Source organism: uncultured Aggregatibacter sp. (genome assembly GCF_938046485.1).
Classification (GTDB): Bacteria; Pseudomonadota; Gammaproteobacteria; order Enterobacterales; family Pasteurellaceae; genus Aggregatibacter.
On record NZ_CALIWN010000028.1, the window covers coordinates 16,478 to 42,807 of the forward strand.

The 26,330-nt window shown below is 41.7% G+C and carries 26 protein-coding genes, 5 tRNA genes, 1 pseudogene and 1 riboswitch; of the genes and pseudogenes, 25 read left to right on the plus strand and 7 right to left on the minus strand.

From position 1 onward, the window contains the following. Positions 1-243: 243 nt before the first annotated feature. The gene (locus tag Q0203_RS03420; RefSeq protein ID WP_297929554.1) at positions 244-1,983 is read right to left on the minus strand and encodes a DUF3413 domain-containing protein; all 1,740 of its coding nucleotides are present in this window, start codon (positions 1,981-1,983) and stop codon (positions 244-246) included. 6 nt (positions 1,984-1,989) lie between these two features. Continuing rightward, on the minus strand, positions 1,990-2,211 hold the full coding sequence (locus Q0203_RS03425) for a YejL family protein (protein WP_297929556.1): 222 nt from the start codon (positions 2,209-2,211) through the stop codon (positions 1,990-1,992). A 125-nt stretch (positions 2,212-2,336) separates the two neighbouring features. Here Q0203_RS03425 and yejK point away from each other — a divergent pair, with 125 nt between their 5' ends. The 4 genes from yejK to cpxA all read left to right on the plus strand — a co-directional run bounded on the left by yejK (position 2,337) and on the right by cpxA (position 6,044). After that, positions 2,337-3,359 carry a nucleoid-associated protein YejK gene (yejK, locus tag Q0203_RS03430; RefSeq protein WP_297929558.1) on the plus strand — a complete coding sequence of 341 codons (1,023 nt, stop codon included), beginning with the start codon at positions 2,337-2,339 and terminating at the stop codon, positions 3,357-3,359. Positions 3,360-3,424: 65 nt separating this feature from the next. After that, positions 3,425-3,841: an outer membrane protein assembly factor BamE gene (bamE, locus tag Q0203_RS03435; protein ID WP_295976603.1), complete on the plus strand. Its 417-nt coding sequence runs from the start codon at positions 3,425-3,427 to the stop codon at positions 3,839-3,841. A 31-nt stretch (positions 3,842-3,872) separates the two neighbouring features. Then, on the plus strand, positions 3,873-4,571 hold the full coding sequence (locus Q0203_RS03440; RefSeq protein WP_297929560.1) for a response regulator: 699 nt from the start codon (positions 3,873-3,875) through the stop codon (positions 4,569-4,571). 45 nt (positions 4,572-4,616) lie between these two features. After that, positions 4,617-6,044 carry an envelope stress sensor histidine kinase CpxA gene (gene cpxA, locus Q0203_RS03445; RefSeq protein WP_297929562.1) on the plus strand — a complete coding sequence of 476 codons (1,428 nt, stop codon included), beginning with the start codon at positions 4,617-4,619 and terminating at the stop codon, positions 6,042-6,044. 67 nt (positions 6,045-6,111) lie between these two features. Here the strand turns inward: cpxA and galU are convergent, their stop codons facing one another. From galU to uspA, 5 genes and pseudogenes are all read right to left on the minus strand, one after another. After that, the gene (gene galU, locus Q0203_RS03450) at positions 6,112-7,002 is read right to left on the minus strand and encodes a UTP--glucose-1-phosphate uridylyltransferase GalU (protein WP_297929564.1); all 891 of its coding nucleotides are present in this window, start codon (positions 7,000-7,002) and stop codon (positions 6,112-6,114) included. Positions 7,003-7,155: 153 nt separating this feature from the next. Beyond that, positions 7,156-7,424 (minus strand): annotated as a pseudogene (locus Q0203_RS09655) (phosphomannomutase CpsG); the annotation flags it as partial. 95 nt (positions 7,425-7,519) lie between these two features. Further along, the gene (gene csrA, locus Q0203_RS03460; RefSeq protein ID WP_021615192.1) at positions 7,520-7,705 is read right to left on the minus strand and encodes a carbon storage regulator CsrA; all 186 of its coding nucleotides are present in this window, start codon (positions 7,703-7,705) and stop codon (positions 7,520-7,522) included. Between the two features lie 139 nt (positions 7,706-7,844). Then, positions 7,845-10,469 (minus strand): alanine--tRNA ligase, encoded by a 2,625-nt coding sequence (gene alaS / locus Q0203_RS03465; RefSeq protein WP_297929566.1) that lies wholly within the window; start codon positions 10,467-10,469, stop codon positions 7,845-7,847. 212 nt (positions 10,470-10,681) lie between these two features. Continuing rightward, positions 10,682-11,107, minus strand: a complete 426-nt coding sequence (gene uspA / locus Q0203_RS03470; RefSeq protein ID WP_021615195.1) for a universal stress protein UspA — start codon at positions 11,105-11,107, stop codon at positions 10,682-10,684. A 312-nt stretch (positions 11,108-11,419) separates the two neighbouring features. Here uspA and Q0203_RS03475 point away from each other — a divergent pair. The 21 genes from Q0203_RS03475 to Q0203_RS03575 all read left to right on the plus strand — a co-directional run bounded on the left by Q0203_RS03475 (position 11,420) and on the right by Q0203_RS03575 (position 26,251). Continuing rightward, positions 11,420-11,496 (plus strand) — tRNA-Met (locus tag Q0203_RS03475). 5 nt (positions 11,497-11,501) lie between these two features. Next, positions 11,502-11,586 (plus strand) — tRNA-Leu (locus tag Q0203_RS03480). A gap of 28 nt (positions 11,587-11,614) precedes the next feature. Further along, a tRNA-Gln gene (locus Q0203_RS03485) sits at positions 11,615-11,689 on the plus strand. Positions 11,690-11,727: 38 nt separating this feature from the next. Next, positions 11,728-11,802, plus strand: a tRNA-Gln gene (locus tag Q0203_RS03490). A 110-nt stretch (positions 11,803-11,912) separates the two neighbouring features. Further along, positions 11,913-12,000: riboswitch (TPP riboswitch) on the plus strand. A gap of 126 nt (positions 12,001-12,126) precedes the next feature. Continuing rightward, on the plus strand, positions 12,127-12,936 hold the full coding sequence (gene thiD / locus Q0203_RS03495) for a bifunctional hydroxymethylpyrimidine kinase/phosphomethylpyrimidine kinase (RefSeq protein WP_297929568.1): 810 nt from the start codon (positions 12,127-12,129) through the stop codon (positions 12,934-12,936). 21 nt (positions 12,937-12,957) lie between these two features. Continuing rightward, positions 12,958-13,962 (plus strand): thiamine ABC transporter substrate binding subunit, encoded by a 1,005-nt coding sequence (gene thiB / locus Q0203_RS03500; protein WP_297929570.1) that lies wholly within the window; start codon positions 12,958-12,960, stop codon positions 13,960-13,962. A gap of 29 nt (positions 13,963-13,991) precedes the next feature. Next, entirely contained in the window at positions 13,992-15,614 is a 1,623-nt protein-coding gene (gene thiP, locus Q0203_RS03505; RefSeq protein WP_297929605.1) for a thiamine/thiamine pyrophosphate ABC transporter permease ThiP, read from the plus strand. Beyond that, positions 15,598-16,245 (plus strand): thiamine ABC transporter ATP-binding protein, encoded by a 648-nt coding sequence (gene thiQ / locus Q0203_RS03510; RefSeq protein ID WP_297929572.1) that lies wholly within the window; start codon positions 15,598-15,600, stop codon positions 16,243-16,245. Before thiP ends, thiQ begins: the two co-directional genes overlap by 17 nt. Before the next feature lie 45 nt (positions 16,246-16,290). After that, positions 16,291-17,295 carry a biotin synthase BioB gene (bioB, locus tag Q0203_RS03515; RefSeq protein ID WP_297929574.1) on the plus strand — a complete coding sequence of 335 codons (1,005 nt, stop codon included), beginning with the start codon at positions 16,291-16,293 and terminating at the stop codon, positions 17,293-17,295. A gap of 188 nt (positions 17,296-17,483) precedes the next feature. Then, a tRNA-Cys gene (locus tag Q0203_RS03520) sits at positions 17,484-17,553 on the plus strand. A 669-nt stretch (positions 17,554-18,222) separates the two neighbouring features. Further along, positions 18,223-19,410: a phage major capsid protein gene (locus Q0203_RS03525; RefSeq protein ID WP_297929576.1), complete on the plus strand. Its 1,188-nt coding sequence runs from the start codon at positions 18,223-18,225 to the stop codon at positions 19,408-19,410. A 53-nt stretch (positions 19,411-19,463) separates the two neighbouring features. Then, positions 19,464-20,030: an HK97 family phage prohead protease gene (locus Q0203_RS03530; protein WP_297929578.1), complete on the plus strand. Its 567-nt coding sequence runs from the start codon at positions 19,464-19,466 to the stop codon at positions 20,028-20,030. A 43-nt stretch (positions 20,031-20,073) separates the two neighbouring features. Further along, positions 20,074-21,264, plus strand: a complete 1,191-nt coding sequence (locus Q0203_RS03535; protein WP_297929581.1) for a phage portal protein — start codon at positions 20,074-20,076, stop codon at positions 21,262-21,264. After that, positions 21,248-21,622 carry a phage head closure protein gene (locus Q0203_RS03540; RefSeq protein ID WP_297929583.1) on the plus strand — a complete coding sequence of 125 codons (375 nt, stop codon included), beginning with the start codon at positions 21,248-21,250 and terminating at the stop codon, positions 21,620-21,622. Before Q0203_RS03535 ends, Q0203_RS03540 begins: the two co-directional genes overlap by 17 nt. Beyond that, complete coding sequence (locus Q0203_RS03545) at positions 21,609-21,923, plus strand: head-tail connector protein (RefSeq protein ID WP_297929586.1); 315 nt, start codon at positions 21,609-21,611, stop codon at positions 21,921-21,923. Before Q0203_RS03540 ends, Q0203_RS03545 begins: the two co-directional genes overlap by 14 nt. 14 nt (positions 21,924-21,937) lie before the next feature. Continuing rightward, on the plus strand, positions 21,938-22,300 hold the full coding sequence (locus Q0203_RS03550) for an HNH endonuclease signature motif containing protein (protein ID WP_297929588.1): 363 nt from the start codon (positions 21,938-21,940) through the stop codon (positions 22,298-22,300). A 102-nt stretch (positions 22,301-22,402) separates the two neighbouring features. Beyond that, positions 22,403-22,771: a phage terminase small subunit P27 family gene (locus tag Q0203_RS03555; RefSeq protein ID WP_109059162.1), complete on the plus strand. Its 369-nt coding sequence runs from the start codon at positions 22,403-22,405 to the stop codon at positions 22,769-22,771. Between the two features lie 6 nt (positions 22,772-22,777). Beyond that, positions 22,778-24,445: a terminase large subunit gene (locus tag Q0203_RS03560; protein WP_297929599.1), complete on the plus strand. Its 1,668-nt coding sequence runs from the start codon at positions 22,778-22,780 to the stop codon at positions 24,443-24,445. Beyond that, a complete protein-coding gene (locus Q0203_RS03565) occupies positions 24,442-24,729 on the plus strand; it encodes a hypothetical protein (RefSeq protein ID WP_005633842.1) in 288 nt (95 codons plus the stop codon). The genes Q0203_RS03560 and Q0203_RS03565 overlap by 4 nt, the downstream gene beginning before the upstream one ends. Before the next feature lie 125 nt (positions 24,730-24,854). Beyond that, positions 24,855-25,187 carry a hypothetical protein gene (locus Q0203_RS03570; RefSeq protein ID WP_172452405.1) on the plus strand — a complete coding sequence of 111 codons (333 nt, stop codon included), beginning with the start codon at positions 24,855-24,857 and terminating at the stop codon, positions 25,185-25,187. 95 nt (positions 25,188-25,282) lie between these two features. Continuing rightward, a complete protein-coding gene (locus tag Q0203_RS03575; protein ID WP_297929602.1) occupies positions 25,283-26,251 on the plus strand; it encodes a hypothetical protein in 969 nt (322 codons plus the stop codon). Positions 26,252-26,330: the final 79 nt, after the last annotated feature.

Here is a 26,330-nt window from a genome sequence, read left to right on the forward strand (position 1 = left end):
AGTAAATTTAAAGGATAGGCAGGGAGCAAATAGAAAAAAATCCTCATAAAAGAGGATTTCGTATTAATTGAAAATAGGCAGGCGTTCAATGACAATGCATTGAAATAACAGATAATGTTATAAAAAATTCGCAGATTTTTAATTAATAACATCGTATTTGTCCTAATGAAATTGCGCGCTAGTATAAAACCCGGCGGCACAAAAATATAATTGATTCTGGCTATTAGTTAGGCACATTTTCAATCATTTCTCTAAAAATGATCGATCTTGATTGAACACTTCCAAGAACAAGCCTAATGGCGGTCTCTCCGATGAAATCTTCTGATAAGTGCGGTCATATTTTTGATAGTTTCCGCGCGTATCAATATGATATTGCGTGCCGTCCGGCTGAATAATCACATTCCAACGATAATTGGAGACTAAGACCCAATCCGTTGCCTGTTTCAAATCGAATAAATCACGCCCTTGCGCATAATCCCTGATCGGATTTTTTACGTTGAAAACGTGTTTCATCAATGCCGGCAATAAATCCACATGGGCAGTTAATTTGGTGATTTTGGTTGCCGGTAAGCCTTGCCAACGGACAATCATTGGCACCTGCACTTCGTCACGAGAGAAATCATTGATTTCTTCTTTTTCTGTCAATGTGTTGAAACGATACCCATGCTCTGCAGTAATCACCACAATCGTGTTCGGCAAATCTAATTCCGGCAAGAGTTGCCCGAAGAGTTCGTCTAGTTTAGCAAGCTGTTGCTGATACTTATCTTGCGTCAAATTGGGTTCAATATTTAAACTCAAATAACCCCAAAACGGTTTTTCCTGTTGTTTAGCGGAATCCAACCAACGTTTAAAGGACTGCACCGCAGCTTGGTTGCTATTATCACCGCTTAATTTCGCTTTCGGATAAATCGCACGACGGAAAACCGCATTATCAAATTTATTCGCAGAAAATAAGCCTTGCACATATTGTTCTTGTGCAAAACGTTCAACCAAAACGGAAGGGGTTTTATTGCTGAGCAGGCTGTCTGTATAGCTCGCGTTCAATCCGTAAAATAACCCTGTTAAGCCGGCATTGTTATTATTGCCGCTACTGTAATGGTTGGTAAATTGTGTGGAACGTTGTGCAAACGCCGCCAAATTCGGCATAGTTTCCATATCAACGGCATCATAACGTAAGCCGGAAACCGTAATCAGCAGCACATTGGTCTTTTCTTGCGGTGCCTCAAAAAGCAATGGGTTTCTCGGGTAGTTAATCGCTAATGCATCTAAACGTCCTTCTTGTTCTAAGCGTTGGGAATATTCTTGCTTATTGATAAAGCCATGTTTTTCCAAGAAAGAGCGCGCTGTCATCGGATAAGACAGCGGGAAATTGGAACGTTGCATCGTAATCGGGCGATATAAATAAGCGTCCGCCCACGCATAAATCAGATGGGTGGCGATAAAGGTGCAAACAAAAAAGATACCAACGCCTCTCAGCCATTTTTGGCGCTCCAAGCTACGTAACTTTTGCCAAGACCAACGGGAAAACAACATTTGCACTAATAAAATCAACGGCATCGGCGTAAAGAACAGTTGCCAGTTACGCGACAATTCGCCATTTTCCGGATTCACTAACAAATTCCAAACAAGGGAAGATAAATGCAGGTTAAACCGCACAAAAACTTCCGTGTCGACCAATAATAAAGTATTACCGATTGTGGCAAGAATAACCGTGAGCCCGCGAAAAGTGCGGTGGTTTTTCACGATAAAACTGAGGGGGAAGATCACCAACAAATAAAAGGCGAATACAATGAAACTAAAATGCCCTAATAAGCTGATGAAAAAGTAAATTTTGCCAAAGAGCGTATCCGGCCAGTCAATAATAAACGCATAGCGGGCACCGATAAAAATTGCCCAAAGAATATTAAAAAAAGCAAACCAGTGCCCCCACGAAATTTTCTGTGAGGTTTCTTCACGATATTGTCTGCTGTTGAATTTACACATTGCCAATTATTTCGCTGTGTTAATGGAATTGAGTAGTGCCTCAGAAAAGGCTTGTGCCAGTACCTTTTGCTGTTGTTTCCCCAAGCTGCCGGTGAGCAAATTGGTGGTCATATTGCCTAAGACGATTAAGGATAAATCCAATGGCGCGTGGTGTTTTTCAAGCACTGCGATCATGTCGTTTAAAATTGCATCTATTTGTTTATCTTGATATTTTGATTGAATTGCCATGTTTGATTAGCCAATTAATGTAAAGCATTACGTATATTAACCGATAATTGGGCTAATCCTAACATATTTTGTTAGTTCTGTTAAAAAGTGCGGTTATAATAGCGGGCGTTTTTTAAGGTGATTTTATGAGCATTACAGTTAAACAAATTATTCTTCATCAAATTATCAAGGCGGAGCCAGAAGGCGACAATCTGCCACCATTAAGCTGTGTTCTGCGTGAACAATTATTAACCATCACCCCTGAAGTAGAGCAAATGATGTTGCAATTACATCAGGGTTATCAAAATAAAGCCAAAGCATACGGCGTGTTTCAAGAATCTTCGGTGTTTGCCCAATGCCTTAACCGATTGTTGGAAAATGAACTGGATTTTCTGCCATTCAGCCATGAAGCAACTCATTTATTGCTTGCCGAATTGGGGAAATATCACTTTGCCGACAACGGCACGTTAGTGTTATGCCAATATAATTTCTTGGCTACCGATTATTTATTTATTGCGCTATTGGACAGTCGTGTCAGTATGTTAGTCAACGATCAACTGGAAATTCAACGCACAGAATATCTCGATATTACGCAATTCGACATTGCTGCTCGCATTAATTTGACGGATTTACAACTCAATGCCAATTCCAATCGTTATCTCACGTTTATTAAAGGGCGCGTAGGACGCAAGATCGCCGATTTTTTTATGGATTTCTTAGGCGCAGAAGAAGGGCTCAATCCACAAGTACAAAACCAATGCTTATTACAAGCGGTGAGTGATTACTGCGTACAAGGCGAACTCAATTCAGAACAAACTCAAGCCGTGAAAAAGCAGGTGTTTGAATACTGTAAAGGTCAAATAAATAGCGGTGAGGAAATTACGTTGACGGAACTTTCCGATACGTTACCAACACTCAATCAGCAACCTTTTGTTGCATTCGCACAAGAACAAAACTATGGATTGGAAGACAGTATTCCACCAATTCGCACCGCACTTAAATCGTTAACCAAATTTTCCGGTTCTGGCAAAGGCATCACCATCAGTTTTGATGCGGAATTACTAAATCAACGCATTCTTTGGGATGAAACTACCGATACGTTGACGATTAAAGGATTGCCGCCAAACTTGCGGGATCAATTACAACGCCGGCTAAAAGAAGAGAATTAATTTGGCAATTAATTAAACTTTCGGTATCATCATTTTTCATTATTTACAGAGGATAAAAGGCAAAAATGCAATTCAAATTTATTGTCACCACATTAATTTTTGCATTGAGCGTGACCGCTTGTTCCAGAATTAACAAAGTGGTCTATCGTATTGATGTGCCACAAGGCAATTACTTACAAGCCTCCAGCGTAGCACAACTCAAAACCGGTATGACAACTCAACAAGTTCAATATTTACTAGGCACGCCGGTGTTGGTTGATCCATACAGTAGCAATACTTGGTACTATGTTTTCTTACAACAAAAAGCCTACGAAACGCCGGAGCAACATACGTTAGTGGTTAATTTCGATCAAAAAGGCACCGTGAGCCACTTTGATTTAGATAAACCATTACCGAATGAAGAGCAAGCAGCCCCAAATAACACGATTATTAATGCGCCTGAAGCGCCGAAAAAACGTTGGTGGCAATTCGGCAAAAAATAATTCGCAATAAACCATGAATCAGGGGATTGTTATGGCAAAAATTTTACTTGTTGATGACGATGCAGAATTAACGGATCTTTTATCGCAATTATTAGAATTGGAAGGATTTGAAGTTAATGTCGTACGCAACGGTAGAGAGGCGCTAACAGCACTTGATAGAACCTACGACTTAGTATTGCTCGATGTCATGATGCCTGTTCTAAACGGCATCGAAACCCTACAACAAATCAGAAAAAACTTTTCGACGCCGGTGATTATGCTAACCGCGCGTGGCGATGAAATTGATCGCATAGTAGGACTAGAACTTGGTGCGGATGACTATCTTCCTAAGCCTTTTAATGATCGTGAGTTGATCGCACGAATTAAAGCGATCTTAAGACGCGTCGATCAAGTCAATAAAATGGCGACACAAACTGATGTTGAGAAAATTGAATTTGCCGGTATTACGTTATATCCGGGAAGACAACAAGTGCTCGCCGGTGATCAGGATTTAGAGCTCACCGGAACCGAGTTTGCCTTGCTGCTCCACTTGATTAAAAATCCCGGTATTATTGTGCCTAAAGAAGTCTTAAGCGTTGAAGTGCTTGGAAAAAAACTGGCTTCATTTGACCGCTCAATTGACATGCATATGTCTAATTTACGCAAAAAATTACCTCCCCGTTCAGATGGCTTACAATGGATGAAGACCTTAAGGGGGCGTGGGTATTTATTAATCACTGAAAAACAATAAATCCTCTAGGGCTATATTGATATAGCCTTTTTTCATTTTAAAATTATGCAAAAGCAAAAGTTTACATTTAATTCTCTGACTATCCGGATCTTTCTCTTTTTCTGGCTGACCTTATTTATCTTGTTACTTTTCATTTTTCTTCTTCCCTATTTTGATGCACATGTTTATTCCAATTTAAAAGAAAATGAAATTCATCGATATGAGAATAAAATTGAATACGCCATTCAGCATAATCAATTTTCAAGATTACTCAATGGCGATATTATCTTTCCGGCTGAATTTTTTAGTGATCACCCGATATTAGTCTCTCATAGCGGCCAACTTCTAGGAATGTTACCGGAGGAAGAAAAAGCCATTAGACAATTCATGTTCAGTAACCCTGTTCAAGTAAAACCGTTAAAGCGGATTTATGGCAATTCCCAAATCGTAGGCCCTTTTCCGATTAAACTAAGCGAACAAGACGCAATGTATCAATGCTTTTTTATTAATCGAATCAGTGCACAAAAAGAAATCCTCACTTATGTTTTCGAACGTCCTATTTTTCTGATTATTTTAGTCATTCTGATTTCCTCGCCTCTATTGTGGTGGCTTTCACAAAGTATTGGCGGACCGATACGCAATTTACAACAAGCCGCAAATGCTGTTGCAATGGGACATTTAACCATCGATAAAAACTTAGAGAAGAAAGGGCTACTGGAATTACGTCAAGTTGGGCAAAGTTTTAATCGAATGACACAATCATTGGAAGACGTTTTAAATAACCAGCGCACATTACTTTCCTCGATCTCACATGAATTACGAACGCCATTAACGCGCTTACAGCTTGCAACTGCTTTATTGAGAAGACGATTAGGCGAAAATGAAAATATCCAGCGCATTGATACGGAAGCCCAACGCTTAGATAAAATGATCAATGACTTATTACAATTATCAAGACAACAACTCAATAGCCATTTAGGCAGAGAAATTTTTGAAATCGCTGCTTTATGGGAAGGCATACTAGAAGATGCAGAGTTTGAAGCCGAACAGAAAAAGATTCTATTTCTTAGCAATCTCTATATTTTCCATCCGGAGAATTATCGCATCAACGGCAATCTCGAACTCCTTCAAAGTGCGGTCGAAAATGTGATTAGAAATGCCTTAAAGTACACTTCTTCTAAGATTGTGATTCATTTCTATATTGAAAACCACGAATTAGTGATTCTCACAGAAGATGATGGCGCCGGATTACCCGCAGAAGAATACGAGAAAATTTTCAAACCCTTTTATCGAGTAGATGAAGCAAGAACACGAACCACCGGCGGAACCGGTTTAGGGTTATCCATTGTTGCACATACCATTAAAAGTCATCATGGACGTGTTCGGGCAAATCGAAGTCGGTTAGGTGGACTGGCCGTCACCTTAAGTATTCCTCTTTGGCTCAGCGAAGTAAATTCTGCTACGACAAATAACAAAACCCAATCTGATGCTTAATTGACAACGGGCATCGGATTGGGTTAAGTATCTTCAGGATAAATCAATTTAGACGAAACAATACGGCTTATTGAAATGATGAAGTCAATGCTTTTAAGTAAGATTTAAACTCATCACCCAGTTTATTGTGATGTAAGCCATATTCTACGAATGCTTTCATATACCCAATTTTATCGCCACAATCATAGGAAATACCGGTCATATGGAACGCTTCCACCGTTTCTTTTTCAATTAACATATCAATCGCATCGGTTAATTGAATTTCATCACCAACGCCAACCGGCGTTTTTTCCAATAAATCCCAAATTGCTGCAGAGAAAACATAACGCCCCACGACCGCTAAGTTAGATGGCGCATCATCAACACTCGGTTTTTCCACAATGCTATTAATTTTTGCACTTTCACCTGGTGGAATTTCAACGCCGCCACAGTCGGCAATACCGTAGCTACTTACGGCTTCCGGTGCAACAGGACTTACCATAATTTGACTGGCTTTGGTTTGATTAAAGCGTTTTAACATGGCCGCAAGGTTTTCTTTTTTCTGATTAGCTGAAAATTCCGCCAATAACACATCCGGTAAGATCACTGCAAAAGGCTCATCCCCGACTAACGGACGACCACATAATACCGCATGCCCCAAGCCTTTTGCATTCCCTTGGCGCACATGCATAATTGTGACATCTTTTGGCACAATAGAACGGACTTCTTCCAAGAGCTGGCGTTTTACCCGTTTTTCTAACATCGTTTCCAATTCGAAAGAGGTATCAAAATGGTTTTCGATAGCATTTTTAGAAGAGTGAGTAACCAATACAATTTCTTTGATGCCAGCAGCAATACACTCATTAACAACATACTGAATAAGTGGTTTATCTACTAGCGTTAACATTTCCTTTGGAATTGCCTTTGTTGCAGGCAACATACGTGTGCCTAAGCCGGCCACAGGAATAATTGCTTTCATATTTATTTTCCTTAATATAAAAAGACCGCACCTTTCCACTTCAAAAAAGTGCGGTAAGTTTTTTATGAATTTCTACTGGCGAAATAAAGCGTATCTTTCGTTTACAAGTTGAGTGTTAATTTACCTTATGAAAGGAATACATCCACACTACGATTCACGCATGACGATTAAGTCCGATATCATTGTCGGATTGTTGTATATAGTCAGTTTAATACCGCCATTGTTTTTCAAAATGATGTAGCAAAATAGACGTCCTCTGTCCCCGTTTCACCAAAATCAATTACATTAACACCGGAATTCAATAATCCATTTGTTACCGTATTTTTTAGTTCTTCGCTCGTTAAACGAACATCACCGGCAACGACAATAATTTTGAGCCTAAAAAGCCACCCACATACACGACCTATACGATAAACAATATCCTATAAAGTTCACTTGAACAAACATAGGCATTACACGCCTTTGGTAAGTCAATTGACTTATAACCGACTTACTTCAACTGCTCATAAAATAAAATTTACGATACTTTGTTTTCATCCTTAGTTTGATGAATACGCTGGTAAATTTCTTCTCTATGAACAGAAACATCCTTCGGGGCTTGTACGCCAATTTTTACTTGGTTGCCTCGTATATTAAGAATCGTGATAGAAACATCATCGCCGATGAGCAAGCTCTCGCCAACTTTACGGGTTAAGATCAGCATATAAACTCCTCACCTTTTATAGTTTATTTCCAACTTCCCTATTTTGCTTCCAACATCCCTATAAAACATTAAACAATACTTTGTACTTTGGCACTTATGACATCATAAGTGCCGACGATTAATTAACAGGAAACAAAGATTATAAATTTGCTTTTAACCAATCAGAGCAAACAGATAATGCTTTGTTGATATTTTGCGGTTCAGTACCGCCAGCCATCGCCATATCAGGTCGACCACCGCCTTTACCACCGACTTGTTGAGCCATTAAATTCACAAGCTCACCGGCTTTCACTTTGGCTGTTAGATCCTGAGTTACGCCAACAATTAAGTTAACTTTTTCATCCAACGCAGAAGCAAACACCACGACGGCAGAGCCTAATTGATTTTTCAGGCTATCCACCATTGCACGTAAAGACTTCGCTTCGATACCATCAAGCTGCTGCACAATCACAGAAACACCATTAATTTCGACCGCACTTTGCGCCAACTCATTACCGGCCTGAAGTGCAGCTTTCTCTTTTAATGTTTGTAACTCTTTCTCAACTTTCTTACATTTATCTTGCAACAGAGAAATCTTATCCACAATAGAATTCACATCGGATTTCAGTAATTCGGCGCTTTGATTCAATAAAGTTTGTTGATGTTGTAACCATTCAATCGCCGTTTCGCCGGTAATCGCTTCAATTCGGCGAATACCTGCTGCCACAGCAGTTTCTGTGATGATTTTAAATAATCCGATATCTCCCGTGCGTTTTGCATGAATACCACCACACAACTCAATAGAGAAATCCCCCATCGTTAAGACACGAACCTGTTCGGAATACTTCTCGCCGAATAACGCCATCGCCCCTTTTGCTTTTGCGGCTTCCAACGCCATAATGTCGGTTTGGATTGGATGATTGGCTCTCACTTGCTGGTTCACAATACGCTCAACTTCAGCTAACTGCGCTTTGCTAATGGCTTCATGTTGAGCAAAGTCAAAACGTAACAACGTATCGGAAACAAGTGAGCCTTTTTGGGCGACATGTTCACCTAATACTTGACGTAATGCAGCATGCAACAAGTGTGTTGCGGAGTGATTTAACGAAATGCGTTGACGGCGAACATCGTCAACCACTGCATTTACAGACTGCCCAACAGATAAACTCCCTTGTGTGAGTTCACCAATATGACCAAATACCTGACCATATTTTTGAGTGTCTTTTACGTCAAAACAAAAACCATTGCCTTCTAAACGACCGATATCTCCAATTTGTCCACCGGATTCTGCATAGAACGGCGTATTATCTAAAATAACTACGGCACTTTGACCTGCTGAAATCGATTCCACTGGATTTCCCTCATGGAAAAGTGCGGTCACTTTTGCCAGTGTTTCTGACTCGGTATACCCTTCAAAACGGGTTGCCCCGTCAACACGGATTACACTGTTATAGTCCATGCCGAATTGGCTTGCCGATTGTGCGCGAACGCGTTGCAATTCCATTTCACGCTCGAAACCTGCTTCATCAATCGCAATACCACGCTCACGGCAAACATCTGCAGTTAAATCCAGTGGAAAACCATAGGTATCATATAACTTGAACGCCACTTCACCGGACAAGATATTCTCTTTTACGTTGGCCAACGCTTCATCCAACAAGGTCAAACCACGCTCTAAGGTGCGAGCAAATTGTTCTTCTTCCAAGCGCAAGAATTTTTCCACTGTCGCTTGATGTTTTTTCACTTCTTTACCCGCTTCTGCCATCACATCAATCAGTGTTGGGACGAGTTTATAGAAGAATGCTTCTGTTGCACCGAGTAAATGCCCATGACGTACGGCACGACGAATAATACGGCGAAGCACATAACCACGTCCTTCATTAGAAGGTACAACACCGTCAGCAATTAAATAAGCGCAAGAACGAATATGGTCGGCAATAACACGTAATGATTTATTGGCTAAATCTTTCTCACCGGTTAACTCTGCCACTTTGGCAATTAAGGTTTTAAAAATATCAATATCATAGTTGGAGTTAACGTGTTGCAATACCGCACTGATTCGCTCCAAGCCCATACCGGTATCCACGGATGGTTTTGGAAGTTTCTCCATTGTGCCGTCAGCATGGCGGTTAAATTGCATGAACACGATGTTCCAGATTTCAATATAACGGTCACCATCCTCTTCAGGAGATCCCGGAGGCCCACCCCAAATATGATCGCCATGATCGTAGAAAATCTCCGTACAAGGACCACAAGGGCCGGTATCACCCATTTGCCAGAAGTTATCTGAGGCATAAGGCGCACCTTTATTGTCACCGATACGAATAATGCGTTCTGCCGGAATACCGATTTCTTTATGCCAAATGTTATAGGCTTCATCATCGGTTTCGTACACGGTCACCCATAATTTTTCTTTCGATAAGCCCAACCATTGTGGTGAAGTTAAAAATTCCCAACCGTAATGAATGGCATCATGCTTAAAATAATCACCGAAACTGAAGTTCCCTAACATTTCAAAGAAAGTATGGTGTCTTGCGGTATAGCCCACATTTTCTAAATCGTTATGCTTTCCCCCGGCACGCACACAACGTTGTGCAGTGGTTGCTCGGGTATAAGGGCGTTTTTCTAATCCTAAAAAAACATTTTTAAATTGGTTCATCCCGGCGTTGGTAAATAATAATGTCGGATCATTATCCGGAACGAGAGAACTGCTTTCTACAACCTGATGCCCTTTACTATGAAAGAAATCCAGATATGCTTGTCGAATTTGTGCTGTTGTTTTCATTTATAAGCCTTAAACTTTAACGTCTTTACTTAATTATTTACAAATTACTGCGTAACTTCTTATTCTTGCATATTTTTTACATTTATAGAAAAACTTTTTACGAAACCATTTCTCTTTTCTTAAAAATGAAGAAAACAAAACCGCACTTACGCTCTAACTTCGTGAAGTGCGGTTATTTTTTTCTGCCTTTAATAACAGGTGAGCTTTAACAATTATTCTTCACGAAGAGGAACAACAAGCATATCAATCTTAATGGAATTCATCACTTGGCGAGTTGAAGACATCAACTTACTCCAAAAATCTTGGTGATGTCCGGTCACAAGCAAATCCACATCATATTGTTCAATCGCATCTGATAGCACTTGACCTAAATCGCCACTTCCACTTAATTTCTCACTCACTGGATACCCTGCTTGTTCAGCTAATTGCAACAATGTTTGTTGAGTTTCGCTGGAAATTCGATCCTGCATGGAGACCATATTGACATCGATCAAACCTGTATAAAGATCCGAAAAGTTCACATCTACATGGATGATGGATAATTTCGCATCATGCCGCCGTGCAACACCAACGGCTTTTTTCAAAAGAACCGGACTTTCTTCTGAAAGATCTACTGCAACTAATACATGTTTGTACATAATCGACTCCTTATCCGATCAGGGTTATTTTTTGTCATTCACATAATAGCACCGCCATATAGGAAAAAATATGCGTCAGATCACATTTTGAGAAAAACATTGATTTTTAATTAACTAAAAACAACCTTACCGCTTTGAATCTCCTCTAAAATAAAGTCAGTTATCTACCTACAATGAACAAAACTAATACGATTTGCTTAATCTCTATTCGAATGCGCCAAAAATAGTTTTTTTCATAAAAAAAGAGTTGACGAGCAAAAGCAATATCCGCATAATACGCCGCGCAAAGTCAATGAGATAATGCAAATGAATGGCTATGTAGCTCAGTTGGTTAGAGCACAACACTCATAATGTTGGGGTCACAGGTTCGAATCCCGTCATAGCCACCATTATTGCGGGACTGGCGAAATTGGTAGACGCACCGGATTTAGGTTCCGGCGCCGCGAGGTGTGTGGGTTCAAGTCCCTCGTCCCGCACCATTTATTTCATTGATATCAACATAGTTGTTGGGGTATCGCCAAGCGGTAAGGCACCGGGTTTTGATCTCGGCATCCCTAGGTTCGAATCCTAGTACCCCAGCCATACTATTTTCAAGCTCTCATTTCTTATTAATATTCTATTGGGGTATCGCCAAGCGGTAAGGCACCGGGTTTTGATCTCGGCATCCCTAGGTTCGAATCCTAGTACCCCAGCCATTTTCTTCATTGTCTTCTGATTCATACTTTCGCTTCCGACCGTATGTTATCGCTTTTACATATTTGATAAACCCCTTGCCCTTTTTTCTTAAAGTATATAGACTGAATCTCGTTATTAGTCGGGGTGCTTTGTGCTGAGATCATACCCGTGAACCTGATACAGTTAATACTGACGTAGGAAACTAACGAGAAAATCACACTTCCTTTCTTTTTCTCCATATCTTCTTCATTCGTCACTATTGCTGATTATCTTTTTTCATTAAAAAGGAACAATGATGCAATATGAGTTTTGTCGTTCTGTGCCGCTAAATGGCGGAGGACGTTATGAGTAAAGTCGCGCAGGCGTTGACCATTGCCGGTTCGGATAGTGGTGGTGGCGCCGGCATTCAGGCAGATTTAAAAACATTTCAAATGCGTGGTGTGTTTGGTACCTCGGTGATTACGGCTGTCACGGCGCAAAACACCTTAGGCGTCTTTGATATTCACACCATCCCTCTTCAAACCATTCAAAGCCAGCTGAAAGCGATTGCTGATGATTTCACGATTAGCGCCTTTAAAATCGGTATGTTAGGCACATCAGAGATTATCGAATGTGTCGCTAAGGCATTAAATCAGTATCACTTCGGCACGTTGGTGTTAGATCCCGTCATGATCGCCAAAGGCGGTGCACCCTTGTTACAACAAAGAGCGGTCGATTCTTTGAATAAATTTTTATTGCCGTTGGCGGATGTGATCACGCCGAACTTGTCGGAAGCCAAGGCACTGACAGGCGTGGAGATCATTGACGATCAAACCGCGCAACACGCAGCGCAAATTTTGCAGGCGCGTGGCGTGAAAACCGTGGTGATTAAAGGCGGACACAGCGCGCATTCGCAAAGTGCGGTATGTCGCGATTGGGTTTTTACCCCCAGCGCACAATTTACTTTAGAAAGCCCACGTTATGCGACAGCGCAAACGCATGGTACGGGTTGCACGTTCTCCGCTTGTATGACGGCGGAGCTTGCCAAAGGTGTTTCCGTGGAACAGGCGATTAAAACCGCAAAAGACTACATTACGGCGGCAATTAGCCATCCGTTAAATATCGGTCATGGACATGGACCGACTAATCATTGGGCTTATCAAGACAAAGCATAATTCATACTGAGGAACAGACACATGAAAAAAACAACGTTAATTTTGACCGCACTTTCTTTATACGCCGGCATGGCATTGGCGAATCATTACGAAGAAACCGTGAATATTTATACTTACGATTCTTTTACCTCTGATTGGGGCGCCGGTCCGAAAGTGAAGCAGGCATTTGAACAGCAATTTCCACTTTGCAAAGTGAATTATGTCCCGTTTGAAAGCGGTGGTACGTTGTTTAACCGTGTGCGTTTGGAAGGGCATAAAACCAAAGCGGATATCGTGTTAGGCTTGGATAATTTTGTGTTGGATGAAGCGAAAAAAAGCCATTTATTTGATGCGAATAACGTGGATTTAAGCAAACTTTCTTTGCCAAACCAATGGACGGATAACACGTTCTTGCCTTACGATTTCGGCACTTACGCCTTTGTCTATGACAAAAATAAAGTGAAAAATCCGCCGAAAAGCTTGAAAGAATTGGTAGCGCGTGAAGATTTACGTGTGATCTATCAAGATCCGCGCACCAGTAGTGTGGGACGTGGTTTGTTAGTGTGGATGAATACGGTTTATCCTGAAGACCAAGTGGCACAAGCCTGGCAACAACTTGCCAAACACACAGTTACGGTGGGCAAAGGCTGGTCTGACACTTACGGCGCATTCCTAAAAGGGGAAGCCGATGTGGTATTGAGTTACACCACCTCGCCGTTATATCATCAATTATTTGAAAATAAAGAGAATTATGCGGCAACCGCCTTTTCTGAAGGCAATGTGATGCAAGTGGAATTGGCGGCGCGAATCGCAGAACATAAAAATCAATGCGCTGATCACTTCATGGATTTTTTGGTGACGCCGGAAGCGCAAAAACAGATTGTCACCGCAAACGTGATGTTCCCTGTAATTCAAGCGCCGGTAGAACCGCACTTTGATGCCCTAAAAGAAAAGGTGTTGCAACAACCTTTCTTGAATACATCCAATATTACTCCGGAAATGTTGCGTAGTTGGGTTAATCAATGGCAAACCACATTAACTCAATAATCTGAACGGTGTTTTTGTTGTCTCGTTCCTTGTTTACTCGTTTAGTGTTTTCCAATCCGCAATTCCGCCCACGTCATTATATGGGCGGAATTTGCGTCATATTGCTCATTTCCCTGCTTTATGCCTTCTCCATGCGTGCTGTGTTGGCGCAGGGCACTAAATTTCACTGGCAACAGTTTTTTTCTGATAGTTATTTACATCACGTTATCGCCTTTAGCTTCGGGCAGGCGTTGCTTTCTGCGTTGTTATCCCTGTTCTTCGGCGTGCTACTCGCTCGTGCTTTTTATTATGTGGAATTTGTCGGCAGAGCCTTTTTACTGAAAATCATGTCGCTGACTTTTGTGTTGCCGGTATTGGTGGCGATTTTTGGCTTAATCGGCATTTATGGCGCCTCCGGTTGGATCGCGCAATTCTTCCATTTTTTCGACCGCACTTGGACGGGCAGCATTTACGGTTTATCGGGGATTTTAATTGCGCATCTTTTCTTTAATATTCCGCTGGCAACCAAACTGTTTTTACAAAGTTTGGAAAGCATTCCTTATGAACAGCATCAGTTGGCAGCTCAACTGAATATTCGTGGCTGGCATTTTGTGCGCTTGGTGGAATGGTATGCACTGCGTCGGCAGATTTTGCCGACTTTCAGCTTGATTTTTATGCTCTGTTTTACCAGTTTTACGGTGGTGCTCACTCTTGGGGGCGGACCGCAATATACTACGCTGGAAACGGCAATTTATCAGGCGATTTTATTTGAATTTAATTTGCCGAAAGCGGCGATATTTGCCTTGTTGCAGTTTGTGTTTTGTTTGCTGCTATTTACGTTTAGTAGTCTGTTCAATAACGCTTCACAAACCACGTTAAGCAGCCCGTATCGTTGGCTGAGTCCATCGAAAAGTGCGGTCAAAATTTGCTATGTTTTTTTGCTCGGCGTTTTTGTGTGTTTTATGTTATCGCCGTTGTTAAATATTTTGTTTAGCGCACTGACATCAGGAAAATGGCTGACGGCGTGGCACAATCCGCAACTGTGGAAAGCCTTAACCTACTCTTTAACTATTGCGCCTGCGTCCGCTTTGCTGGCATTGCTCATGGCGGTGGCATTGTTGTTATTATCCCGCCGTTTGCAATGGCTTTATTATGTGAAAACAGCACAGTTTATTCTTAATGCCGGTATGGTGATTTTGGCAATTCCTATTTTGGTGTTGGCGATGGGGTTATTTTTGTTGTTGCGTGACGTAGATTTTACCAATGCCTATTTATTTGCCATTGTCGTTGCGTGTAACGCCTTGAGTGCCATGCCTTTCGTACTGCGCATTTTGACCGAGCCGTTCAACAATAATATGTTGTATTACGAACGCTTGTGTAATTCCCTTGGGATTGTCGGCTGGCAACGTTTTCGTCTGATTGAATGGCATGCACTTCGTACTCCGATAAACTATGCGCTTGCCTTGGCATTTGCGCTTTCGTTGGGGGATTTCACGGCGATTGCGCTGTTCGGTAACCAAGAATTCACCTCGTTGCCGCACTTGTTGTATCAACAATTAGGCAGTTATCGTCACCAAGAGGCCGCTGTCACCGCAGGTATTTTGCTGTTATTATGCGGCGCTATTTTCGCTTTAATTGAACATCAAAAGGAACAACATGATTCGCTTAGATAACGTATTTTTAGCTGATGATGCACTGCCGATGACGTTTGATTTGCAAGTGGCGGCAGGAGAGCGTATTGCCATTGTCGGGCCAAGCGGTGCGGGTAAAAGTACGTTGTTAAATTTAATTGCCGGTTTTGTTTTGCCCACCTGTGGCGAGATTTGGCTCAACGGTGAAAATCATACGCAAAGCGCGCCTTATGAACGCCCTGTGTCCATGTTGTTTCAAGAGAACAACTTATTTCCCCATTTAACTGTGCAACAAAATTTGGCATTGGGTTTAAAAACAAGCTTAAAATTGACCGCACTTGAGCAAGATCAGATCGAACGGGTTGCTGATGCGGTAGGATTAACATCCTTTTTATCCCGTCTGCCAAACAGCTTGTCGGGCGGACAAAAACAACGGGTCGCATTGGCGCGTTGTTTATTGCGTGATAAACCGATTTTATTGTTGGACGAACCGTTTTCCGCGCTCGATCCGGAATTGAGACTGGAAATGCTCAATTTGATTGATGAACTTTGCCACAGTAAAAACTTAACATTGTTACTTGTGACCCATCAACCGTCAGAGCTGACTGGCAAAGTGGATCGTATGCTTCGTATTGAAAATGGTCGGATAAGCCAGCAAGAAAAATGCGCTTAAAATGCACCGCACTTTTTATTTACTTTGTTTTACTTAAGGAGACCTATGTCAACCAGTACCTTACAAATTTACTCCATCACACCGCATCCAAGCGTAGAATATTGGTCGGTGTGCAAAGTAGAAGCCCTATTTGAAACCCCATTTTTAGATTTGGTTTATCGTGCGGCACAAGTTCATCGCAAAAATTTCAATCCACGCGCGATTCAGCTTTCTACCTTAATGTCGATTAAAACCGGCGGTTGTCCGGAGGATTGTGGTTATTGCCCGCAATCGGCGCGTTACCATACAGGCGTCCAAAATCAAGAGTTATTAAACGTGGAAGACATCGTGGCGAAAGCCAAAATCGCCAAAGCGCGTGGGGCTGGTCGTTTCTGCATGGGCGCCGCATGGCGTGGACCAAAACCGAAAGACATCGCGAAAGTGACAGAAATTATCAAAGCGGTGAAATCCCTTGGCATGGAAACTTGCGGTACTTTCGGCTTATTGCAAGATGGCATGGCGGAAGAATTAAAAGACGCGGGCTTAGATTACTACAACCACAACCTAGACACCGCACCGGAACATTACAGCGAAGTGATTGGCACGCGCCGTTTTGACGACCGTATCAGCACCTTAGGCAAAGTTCGCAAAGCCGGCTTGAAAGTATGCTGTGGCGGTATTGTGGGCATGAATGAAACCCGCAAAGAACGCGCAGGACTCATTGCCAGCCTGGCGAATTTGGATCCGCAACCGGAATCCGTGCCGATTAACCAATTGGTGAAAATTGAAGGCACCCCACTTGCCGATGCAGAAGATTTGGACTGGACAGAATTCGTACGCACCATTGCCGTGGCACGTATTACCATGCCAAACAGCTATGTACGTTTATCTGCCGGTCGTCAAGGCATGAGCGAAGAAATGCAGGCAATGTGTTTTATGGCGGGGGCTAACTCCATTTTCTACGGCGACAAACTGCTTGTGACTGGGAACCCGGAAGAGGACGGAGACCGTTTATTGATGGAAAAACTCGATTTGGAGCCGGAAACGGAAGAGAACAAGCGTTTACGTTAATGACTCGCAGAGATTTAACGCATATCATGCAATCTGCAATATATGATTAAATCAAACATAAAAACAGGTAATTTGTTTAGGTTTATTATGTATCGCAAAAAATAGAACGATCACTCGTCCTGTAGTGTTAATAGAGATTAAGAAATGCATTTGACTTTGTTTTAGCAGGTAGGGTGGTGCACAGTAATGCGTTGTGTAGACTAATGGTAAGTCAGCGAGCAATCGCGGTATTGTGGGTTCAACTCCCACCACAGCGCGTTACAACCTTTGTTTCAATATAATTTTGTCAATCGCCTTTTCTTCGATTTCGTGCTTGATGCACGATCGAACCACGTGCGGCACGTTATTTAACCCTTTCGGGTATTCATGATTTCGTGCAACAAGTTGCACGCTACAGGGATGTTGCGCGGTGGATGTTAATTTGTGGTGTGGGTGTTGTTTTTTGAGGGAAATAAAATGATGCGGTATGGCGAAAGTGGTGCCCCAACAGGACTTGAAATTATTAAATAATTCTTTAATTATCAATATGTTGAATTTTCATTGAAATACCATGGTTACTATCGTGGTTACATTAAAGAACAACCAATGAGAAAAAAGATTTAATTTCTATCAGCGTTCAAAATTATATAAAAAGGTGTTCACCTGTTCACTATATATTATATTTCTTTATTTATCATATAGTTATATAGTGAATAGGGTGTTCACTAGGTATTCACCAGTGTTCACTCTTAAAAAATCCCATCTAAATTATATTTTCCTATCTATGCCTGTATAAAAAACAAGCAACCAAACCTTACCCACTCAACGTAGCCTACCGTAGCTAAACTATTAATTTTTAAGCAATTTACTTCCTGTTTTTTGTATATATATTGTTCTATGGGCTTTTTATAAGCCGTCTTAATTAAGATGATTTTAAAAGGATTAACTATGTTTAAAAAACTGTTAGAACTACGCCAACAAAAAGCGGAAAAAGTCGCAGAAATGCGCGCTATGTTAGATAAAGCAGAGCAAGAAAATCGCTCATTAAATGATGCCGAAAACGTTGATTTTGAAAAATTGAAAGATTTGGTCAAACAATTGAGCGATGAAATCGCCCGTTATGAAACGGTGGCCGATGAAGAACGTAACATTGCCGACAAAGGCAAGCCGGTAGAAACACGCGGTAAAACCTTCAGCAATGACGAACTACGCCACTACATTAAAACGGGTGAATTACGAAATCTTTCCACCACCGGTCAAGAAGATGGCGGTTATACCGTGATCCCACAATTGGATAAAGACGTAATGAAACGCTTAACCGATGATAGCGTGATGCGTCAAATTTGTAACGTGATCCGCTTGCCGGTTGGTGCGAAAGAATACAAAAAACTTGTTTCTGCCGGTGGCGCGGTGGTGGCACATGGTGAAGAAGGCGTAGCGCGTAACAGTACGGCAACCCCGAAACTCCATGAAGTCACCATTGCGTTAAACCCTATCTATGCCTATCCAAAAACCACTCAAGACATTTTGGACTTCTCCAGCATTGATGTTTTAGGTTGGCTGACTGATGAAATTACCGAAAGCTTCACCGAAACCGAAGAAACCGACTTAACCGGCGGTGACGGCACGAAGAAATCAAAAGGTTTCTTATCCTATGAACGTTCTACCGAAGCGGACAAAGTACGCGCCTTTGGTAAGTTACAAAAATTAGAAGTTGCCGGTGCCGACAAAATCACCGCCGATACGCTCATTGATTTGTTCTACACCTTACACAGCAAATACCGTAAAAATGCCGTTTGGGTGATGTCTTCTACCATTGCGGCAGCATTACAAAAACTCAAAAACAAAAACGGCGATTTTATTTGGCGTGATGGTTTAACTGTAGATGCGCCTTCTACCCTTTTAGGTCGTCCGGTTTACTTCCTTGAAACCATGCCGGCAAGTGGTGCCAATAAACCGGTAGTTGCCTTTGGTGACTTCAAACGCGGTTACTTCATTGTAGATCACGAAACCGGCGTAAGAACCCGCCCCGATAACATTACCGAACCGGGCTTCTATAAAGTCCATACCGATAAATATCTTGGTGGTGGCGTGGTAGATAGTAACGCAATCAAGTTCATTGAAGTTACGGCTTAATCGTCAAATTCCAACGGGGGCAATTAAGCCCCCTTTTTGTTAAAAGGGAAAGTATGAATAAAGAATTTGAAATCCGTTCATCCGAAATCACCGCAGACAGCGAGAATAAAAAACTGGTTGGCTATGTGGTGAAGTGGAACAGCCCTTCTGAGGTGCTTTATTGCGATTTTGTAGAACAATTCAGTGCGAATGCGTTTAGTGAAAGTTTAAGCAGCGGTGCCGATGTACGGGCATTATTTGAACACGACTATACCAAACTATTAGGGCGTACCCGTGCGGGAACCTTAAAACTGGAAGAAGACGCAATAGGTTTACGTTTTGAATTAATGCCACCTGATACCACCTTAGGGCGTGATTTGTTGGTAAGTGTTGAACGCGGCGATATTAGCGGGATGTCTTTCGGCTTTTGGGCTAAAGAAGAAACATGGAATTTTGATGTAGAGCCTTGTCAACGCACAGTAGCCAAAGCGGAATTATTTGAAATCACCGTTACAAGTATTCCCGCCTATCCTGAAAGTAGCGTTGAGATTGCCAAACGATCAATGGCAACCGCGAAGGGAAAAACGCAAGGAAAATCCACCGCACTTTTGAAACAGTGGCTTGATGTGGCGGAGGCGTAATATGTGGAACCCGTTCAGACGAAAATAACAACGCAACGCACCGATGGCAATTAATGAGCTGCTTTCTTATCTTGGCGTATCAAACACCGGCGCAGGGGAATTTGTCAGCCCGAACACGGCAGAAAGTTTACCGGCGGTGATGAGTGCCGTTACTGTTATTTCTGAAGCAGTGGCAAGTATGCCTTGTTATTTGTATCAGCTTAAAGACGATGGCCGCGAGCGCGTTTATCGTCACCCGGTGGACTATCTCTTAAACGAGATGCCAAACCGTAGCCAAACACCGTATCAATTCAAATACACCATGATGCGTCACTGCCTATTAAATGGTAACGCTTATGCGGTGATTGAATGGAACAGCAAAGGCGAACCGGTCAGCCTTACCCCGTATCAACCAAGTGCGGTCAATATCTATCGCAAAGTTGGCGGCGAGTATATCTATCAAATTACCGATTTAGACGGCAACAGCAAAAACTATCTTCAAGATGAAATCCTACATTTACGCCATTCATCCCTTGATGGCTTTATGGGGCGTTCGCCAATTACGATTTGCCGTGAAACCGTGGGCTTAGGCATTGCTCAACAGAAACACGGATCGGCGGTGATGAAAAACGGATTAATGGCGAGTGGCTTAATTACTACCGCCGAATGGTTGGATGATGCCAAAGCACAAAAAGCGGTAAAAGCCCTTGAACGTTACAAAGGCGCGAAGAACGCAGGGAAAACACCAATCCTTGAAGGCTCAATGGAATATAAACAGTTAGGCATGACAAACCAAGACGCGGAATGGCTAGCAAGCCGTACATTCACAATTTCCGATATTGCCCGAATCTACAACATTAGCCCAATTTTCCTTCAAGACTATTCCAATAGCAGTTATTCAAACTTTAGTGAAGCCAGTCGAGCCTTTTTATCGCAAACCTTGCGCCCTTGGCTAACCAATTTTGAACAGCAGCTAAAAGATGCCTTGATGATTGATTTAGGTAGCAACAGCAAGAAACGTTACTTAATTGAATTTGATACAAGCGACTTATTGCGCACAAGTCAAAGCGAGCGTTTCCAAAGTTACGATGTGGCAATTAAAGCCGGTGTAATGTGCCCAAATGAAGTCCGCCGTCGTGAAGGTTTACCGCCTTATGATGGTGGAGAAGAATTTAGCCAAGCATGGAAACAAACCGTAGAAGTAAAACGCGGTGATGAACAAGAACCGGGGGTAAGCAATGGCAATCATGATTAAGGCCGGAAAGTATAACAAGGTGATCACCTTACAAAAGCGGGATTATGACAAAGAGCGAAAAAATAACACCTACGGAAACTCAAGACCGATTTGGAAGAATGTCGCCACCGTGCGCGCCAGTGTAGAACCGTTACAAGGGCGAGAATATTTTAGTGGCCCGTTTCAAATAGGGGAAAACATTGTAAGAATCCGCATTCGTTATCTTGAAGGAATCACTCGAAAAATGCGTATTAGATACGGAAACCGCCTATTTGATATTTATTCGGTCATTGACAGTATGGAATCGCACAGAGAATTACAACTCATGTGTAAAGAGGGAGAAGCCTATAACGGCGGAGATGATGATGCTAGATATTAATTTAACGATTGATGAAATCAAAGCGCACTTAAATCTCGATCACGATTTAGATGATGAGTTACTGGAAGTCTATAAGGTGGCCACATTGGAAGTATGCCAAAAACATATTGGCAAAACCTTTGGGGAAGAAGAAACGGAAAAGACCATACCTTTTACCCCGGCGATTAAGATTGGTTGCTTAATGTATATCGCCTATCTCTACACGAACCGAGAAGCCGTCACAGACTTAGCCAACCTTAAGCCGGCACCTATGACGATTTCCGCATTGTGGGAAGTGTATAGAGAACCGTGCGCTTACTAAGGATTTAGTAACCGATGCCATACCAACCGTTAAGACGTTGTAGCTATCCCGGATGTAGAAACAAAGTAAAGTCCGGTAGATGCGAGGAGCATAAACCCAAGGACAACCGCCCAAGCAGTAGCGCACGCGGTTACGACCACAAGTGGAGCAAATACCGCGCACAATACTTAAAGCATCATCCCCTTTGTGTGATGTGCTTAGAGCAAGGCAAATACACACCGGCAACAGTGATAGACCATATCAAGCCGGTAGAGAACGGGCAAGCCGATCCGTTGTTTTGGGTAGCAAGCAATCATCAGCCTTTATGTCGTGATTGTCACAGCTATAAAACACGAGTGATAGACCAACGCGGATTTGGGGCAAAGAAAATTGATTAGACCGGGTGGGGGCAATTTCAAAAAGAAAGTGGCAACCCTACGGAACCGCCCCCCCAATCAAATTTTTAAGCAAAGTGATTTTTTAGAAAATAAGGAAAGTGAATGAGCAAACGAAAAAGTTATAAGACACCTGATTTCTTGGATGATATTGCTAAAAGCCAATGGAAAGCGCGTATTAAACAACTTTCAGAGCGTGGCGATATTAAGTCGGAAGATTTAACAAACCTTGAAATTTATTGCGAAAACTACGCAATTTGGCGTCATTCTGTGGCAGATTTAGCCAAAAATGGCTTCATTATCGTAAATAGCCAAGGCACACAATCAAGAAACCCGGCATTGTCCGCGAAAGCAGATGCCGAAAAAGTCATGATCAAGATGTCTTCCCTGTTAGGCTTCGATCCGGTGAGTCGCCGTAAAAATCCAGTAGAAACGGATGTTACTGATATGTTGGATGAAATCCTCACAATGTAGGCAAAAATGGAAATCTGGCACGAATACGCGAAGAAAGTTCAAACAGGTGAAATAGTGGCTTGTCGTAAGATAAAACAAGCCGTAGCGCGTTATTTTGACGATTTAGAAAACCCCGCTTATTTCTTTGATGAAAGTGCGGTAAATAAATTCTTAGCATTCTCCCGCCTATGCCCACACGTTAAAGGGCATTTACGCGGGCAACCAATCGAGCTTTCAGACTGGCAGACGTTTCTTTTTGCCAATCTGTTAGGCTTTAAGCGCACCGATACCGGCTTGAGAAAATATCGTTCCGCTTATATCCAAGTGGCGCGAAAAAATGCCAAGTCCACCGTGGCCGCCGTGTTGGCTAATTGGTTTCTACTGATGGAAGCGGGCCAACAAGATATTTACACTGCAGCAGTAAGCCGAGACCAAGCCCGCATTGTGTTTGATGATGCGCGTCAAATGTGCCTACTATCTCCCCTTTTGCGCAAACGGCTCAATATTCAGCAGCATAAACTGATTAATCCGAAATCAAATAGCTTAATGCGCCCGTTAGCGGCTAAATCCTCAACCATTGAGGGAACCAACCCAAGCCTCGCCATTGTGGACGAATATCACCTACACACCGATAACAGCGTGTATAGCGCGCTAGAACTAGGGCAAGGTGCCCGCCCGGAAGGTTTATTGTTTGCGATTACCACCGCGGGAAGTAACGTGATATCTGCCTGTAAACAGCACTATGACTATTGCGCGCAAATACTGGAAGGCAACGAACAAAACGACAGCTTATTTGTGCTGATTTTTGAATTAGACGAAGAAAGCGAAATTGATAATCCGGAAAACTGGGTAAAAGCTAATCCGAATATCGGTAAATCCATTCCTTACCTTGATTTTGAAAACACGATCAAGAAAGCCCGAGGGATTCCTTCCGAGTGGGTGGAAATGCTCACCAAGCGTTTTAATGTTTGGTGCCAAGGAACAACGCCATGGCTAGGTGAAGGCAATTGGGCGCAGTGCGCACGAGATTACACGGAAAGCGACTTACTTCACCAAGATTGTTATTTAGGCTTGGATTTATCTAGCACCAACGACTTAACAAGCCTTTGTTACACCTTCCCTCAAGGGAAAAAAGTGCGGTTGATTACCCGACACTATATTCCTGAATTTCAGCTTAACAATGTGGCCAACAAGAACCGGGCCATTTATCGAAACTGGGTGCGCAGTGGTTGGCTTATTGCCACAGAGGGCGACTGTATCGACTATGACAAAATCCGCGATGATATTTTAAAAGATGCGGAAAACTTCAATATCAAAATGATAGGCTTTGATGTTTGGAACGCCACGCATTTACGCACGCAATTACAGGCGGCAGGCTTGGAAGTAGAACCATTCCCGCAAACCTATCAACGATTTAGCCCGGTGGCCAAAAGTGCGGAAGTGTTGATAAATCGCCAAGTGATAGAACACCACGGCGATCCGGTGCTTTCTTGGGCATTATCCAACGTTGTGATGGAAACCGATGCGAACGCCAACATTAAACCAAACAAGAAGAAGGCCGCAAACAAAATCGATCCGGCAGTGGCTTTCTTGATGTCATTCGGCACCTATCAGCTTGAATATGGCGATCTGATTTTTGAATTATCGGAAGAACACAAACAGGCATTGGAACAATTTAATGGGATTGATTTATGAGATGTAAACAGGCAAAGCAAAACTTACTTCTTTCAGCGGTAAATCACTATAAAAAATCGACCGCACTTTTTACCTTTGTCAGCCTTTACGATGATGAAGAACCCTATCCAATAAGTGAAGTTATTCACGCATTAGAATGTAAATGTAATGCGGCCAAGCGAGAAATAGACAGCCGACCAAATAGCCCGAATATGGACGCGTTAGAAACGATTTACTTTATTGCCAAGAAACAGCTTGATGCCATGCTAAAACAGCAAAAAAGAATCAATGCCGGTAAGCGATGAAGAATAAAATATTTCCCTTACACTATTGAATCTTTTCTCCTTTGTTACTATGTTATTTACTATAATAACCAGTAAAAACAAGGGGGGGGGGAACTATGGGGCTGATACTAGTTGCAATAAAGTGTATGGTTGCTGCTTTTTTTGTCGTATTAGCAATAGTTACCTTTCAAGACTGGTGGTTTATTGTGGCCTTTGGTTTAGCCGGCGGGCTTTCATTTACTATCGGTTGGCTTATTTACGATGAATATAAGCGCCGGAAAGAAAATAAACGGTTGGCCGCCGAGTGGGAAGAAAGAAAAAGCCGCCCGGTAGAATATGAAATAAATAACGCAGTTATCAAGAAAACATTACCGGAAAGGCAAAAGCCACTTATTACCGGCACGATAAACTGGATAGACGGCAGCACCGGCAAAGAAACCACTTTAATAGATATTAGTGTTGATATAAAAAACAAATAACCGAATAAAACGCACCTAGGCTGATCCCCGAAAGCAAGAAACCTTATCTTGTTGGTGCGCTCCTATCATAAGGGCAAATGCGAAAGGGGCATTTTATGAGAGAATTACACCGTTTTTCTTATTCGTTAAATCGTGCTATCGAATACTTAAATAATGATTTAGGTTATCCAAACTTAAAAATAGATGATTTAATTCACTTCATTAAAAAAGAAAAATTAACGACTGTTTTTCAAATGGAAGGATTTATACAAGAATCTTCAGCATATATCACTTCTATTTGTGAAAATGATTTAGAAAAGCAGATAAAAATAAATAATATAACTATTAAATATACAGAAAATGAGTATTCAAAAACCGAACCAATTGGGCTATCAAAAGAATTTTCACAGCGTTTTAAAAATGATTTTCTGGAAATTAAATTTAATCATTCATTAAGCAATCAGCCCGCTATAAAATTTCCTTTCGCCCGTCTGGTGAAATATCAAAATGAAAATGATTGTATTATATTTGATAATCTTAAATATTTAACTTTTGAAGGTTATTTTAGAATCGACAACACTCAGTACAAAGGAAATGATGTAGAAATAGTGAATCGTGGTTATATAGAAATAACCCCTGATTTTTCATTTTTTGAAAGCCTTTCATTTCTTGAAAATAAAACGACTGCATTAACATTTTTTGCGAATCTTGATGAGCCTTTAAAATTAAATTTTGATAGCATTCAAATTCTACACAGCGACATAGAAAAAATCATAGGGCTACAAGAAAAAGATGAAATAGCACAACTGAAAGCGGAACTCGCAGAAAAGCAAAATATAATAGATTCCTTTAATAGCGCAGAAGTTAAAGGGCGTATAAGTTCGCCGCAAAAACAACTGTTCGCTTTATTGGTTAAAAAATGTTATCCAAAACTTGATAGCAGAAATAAGTTATTTGATGTTATCAACGCAGATCTAAAAGAATCAGGAATTAGAAATACCAATATCGCAGCAGACACTTTTTACAAGTTAATTGATGAATCAAACGATATTATAAAAGCAATTTTCCCACCTAAAAAATCATAGTTTCCTATAAAAGCCTCTTAGTCTTTCGATTTAAGGGGCTTTTTCTTTCGATTTAAGGGGCTTTTTCTTTCGATTTAAG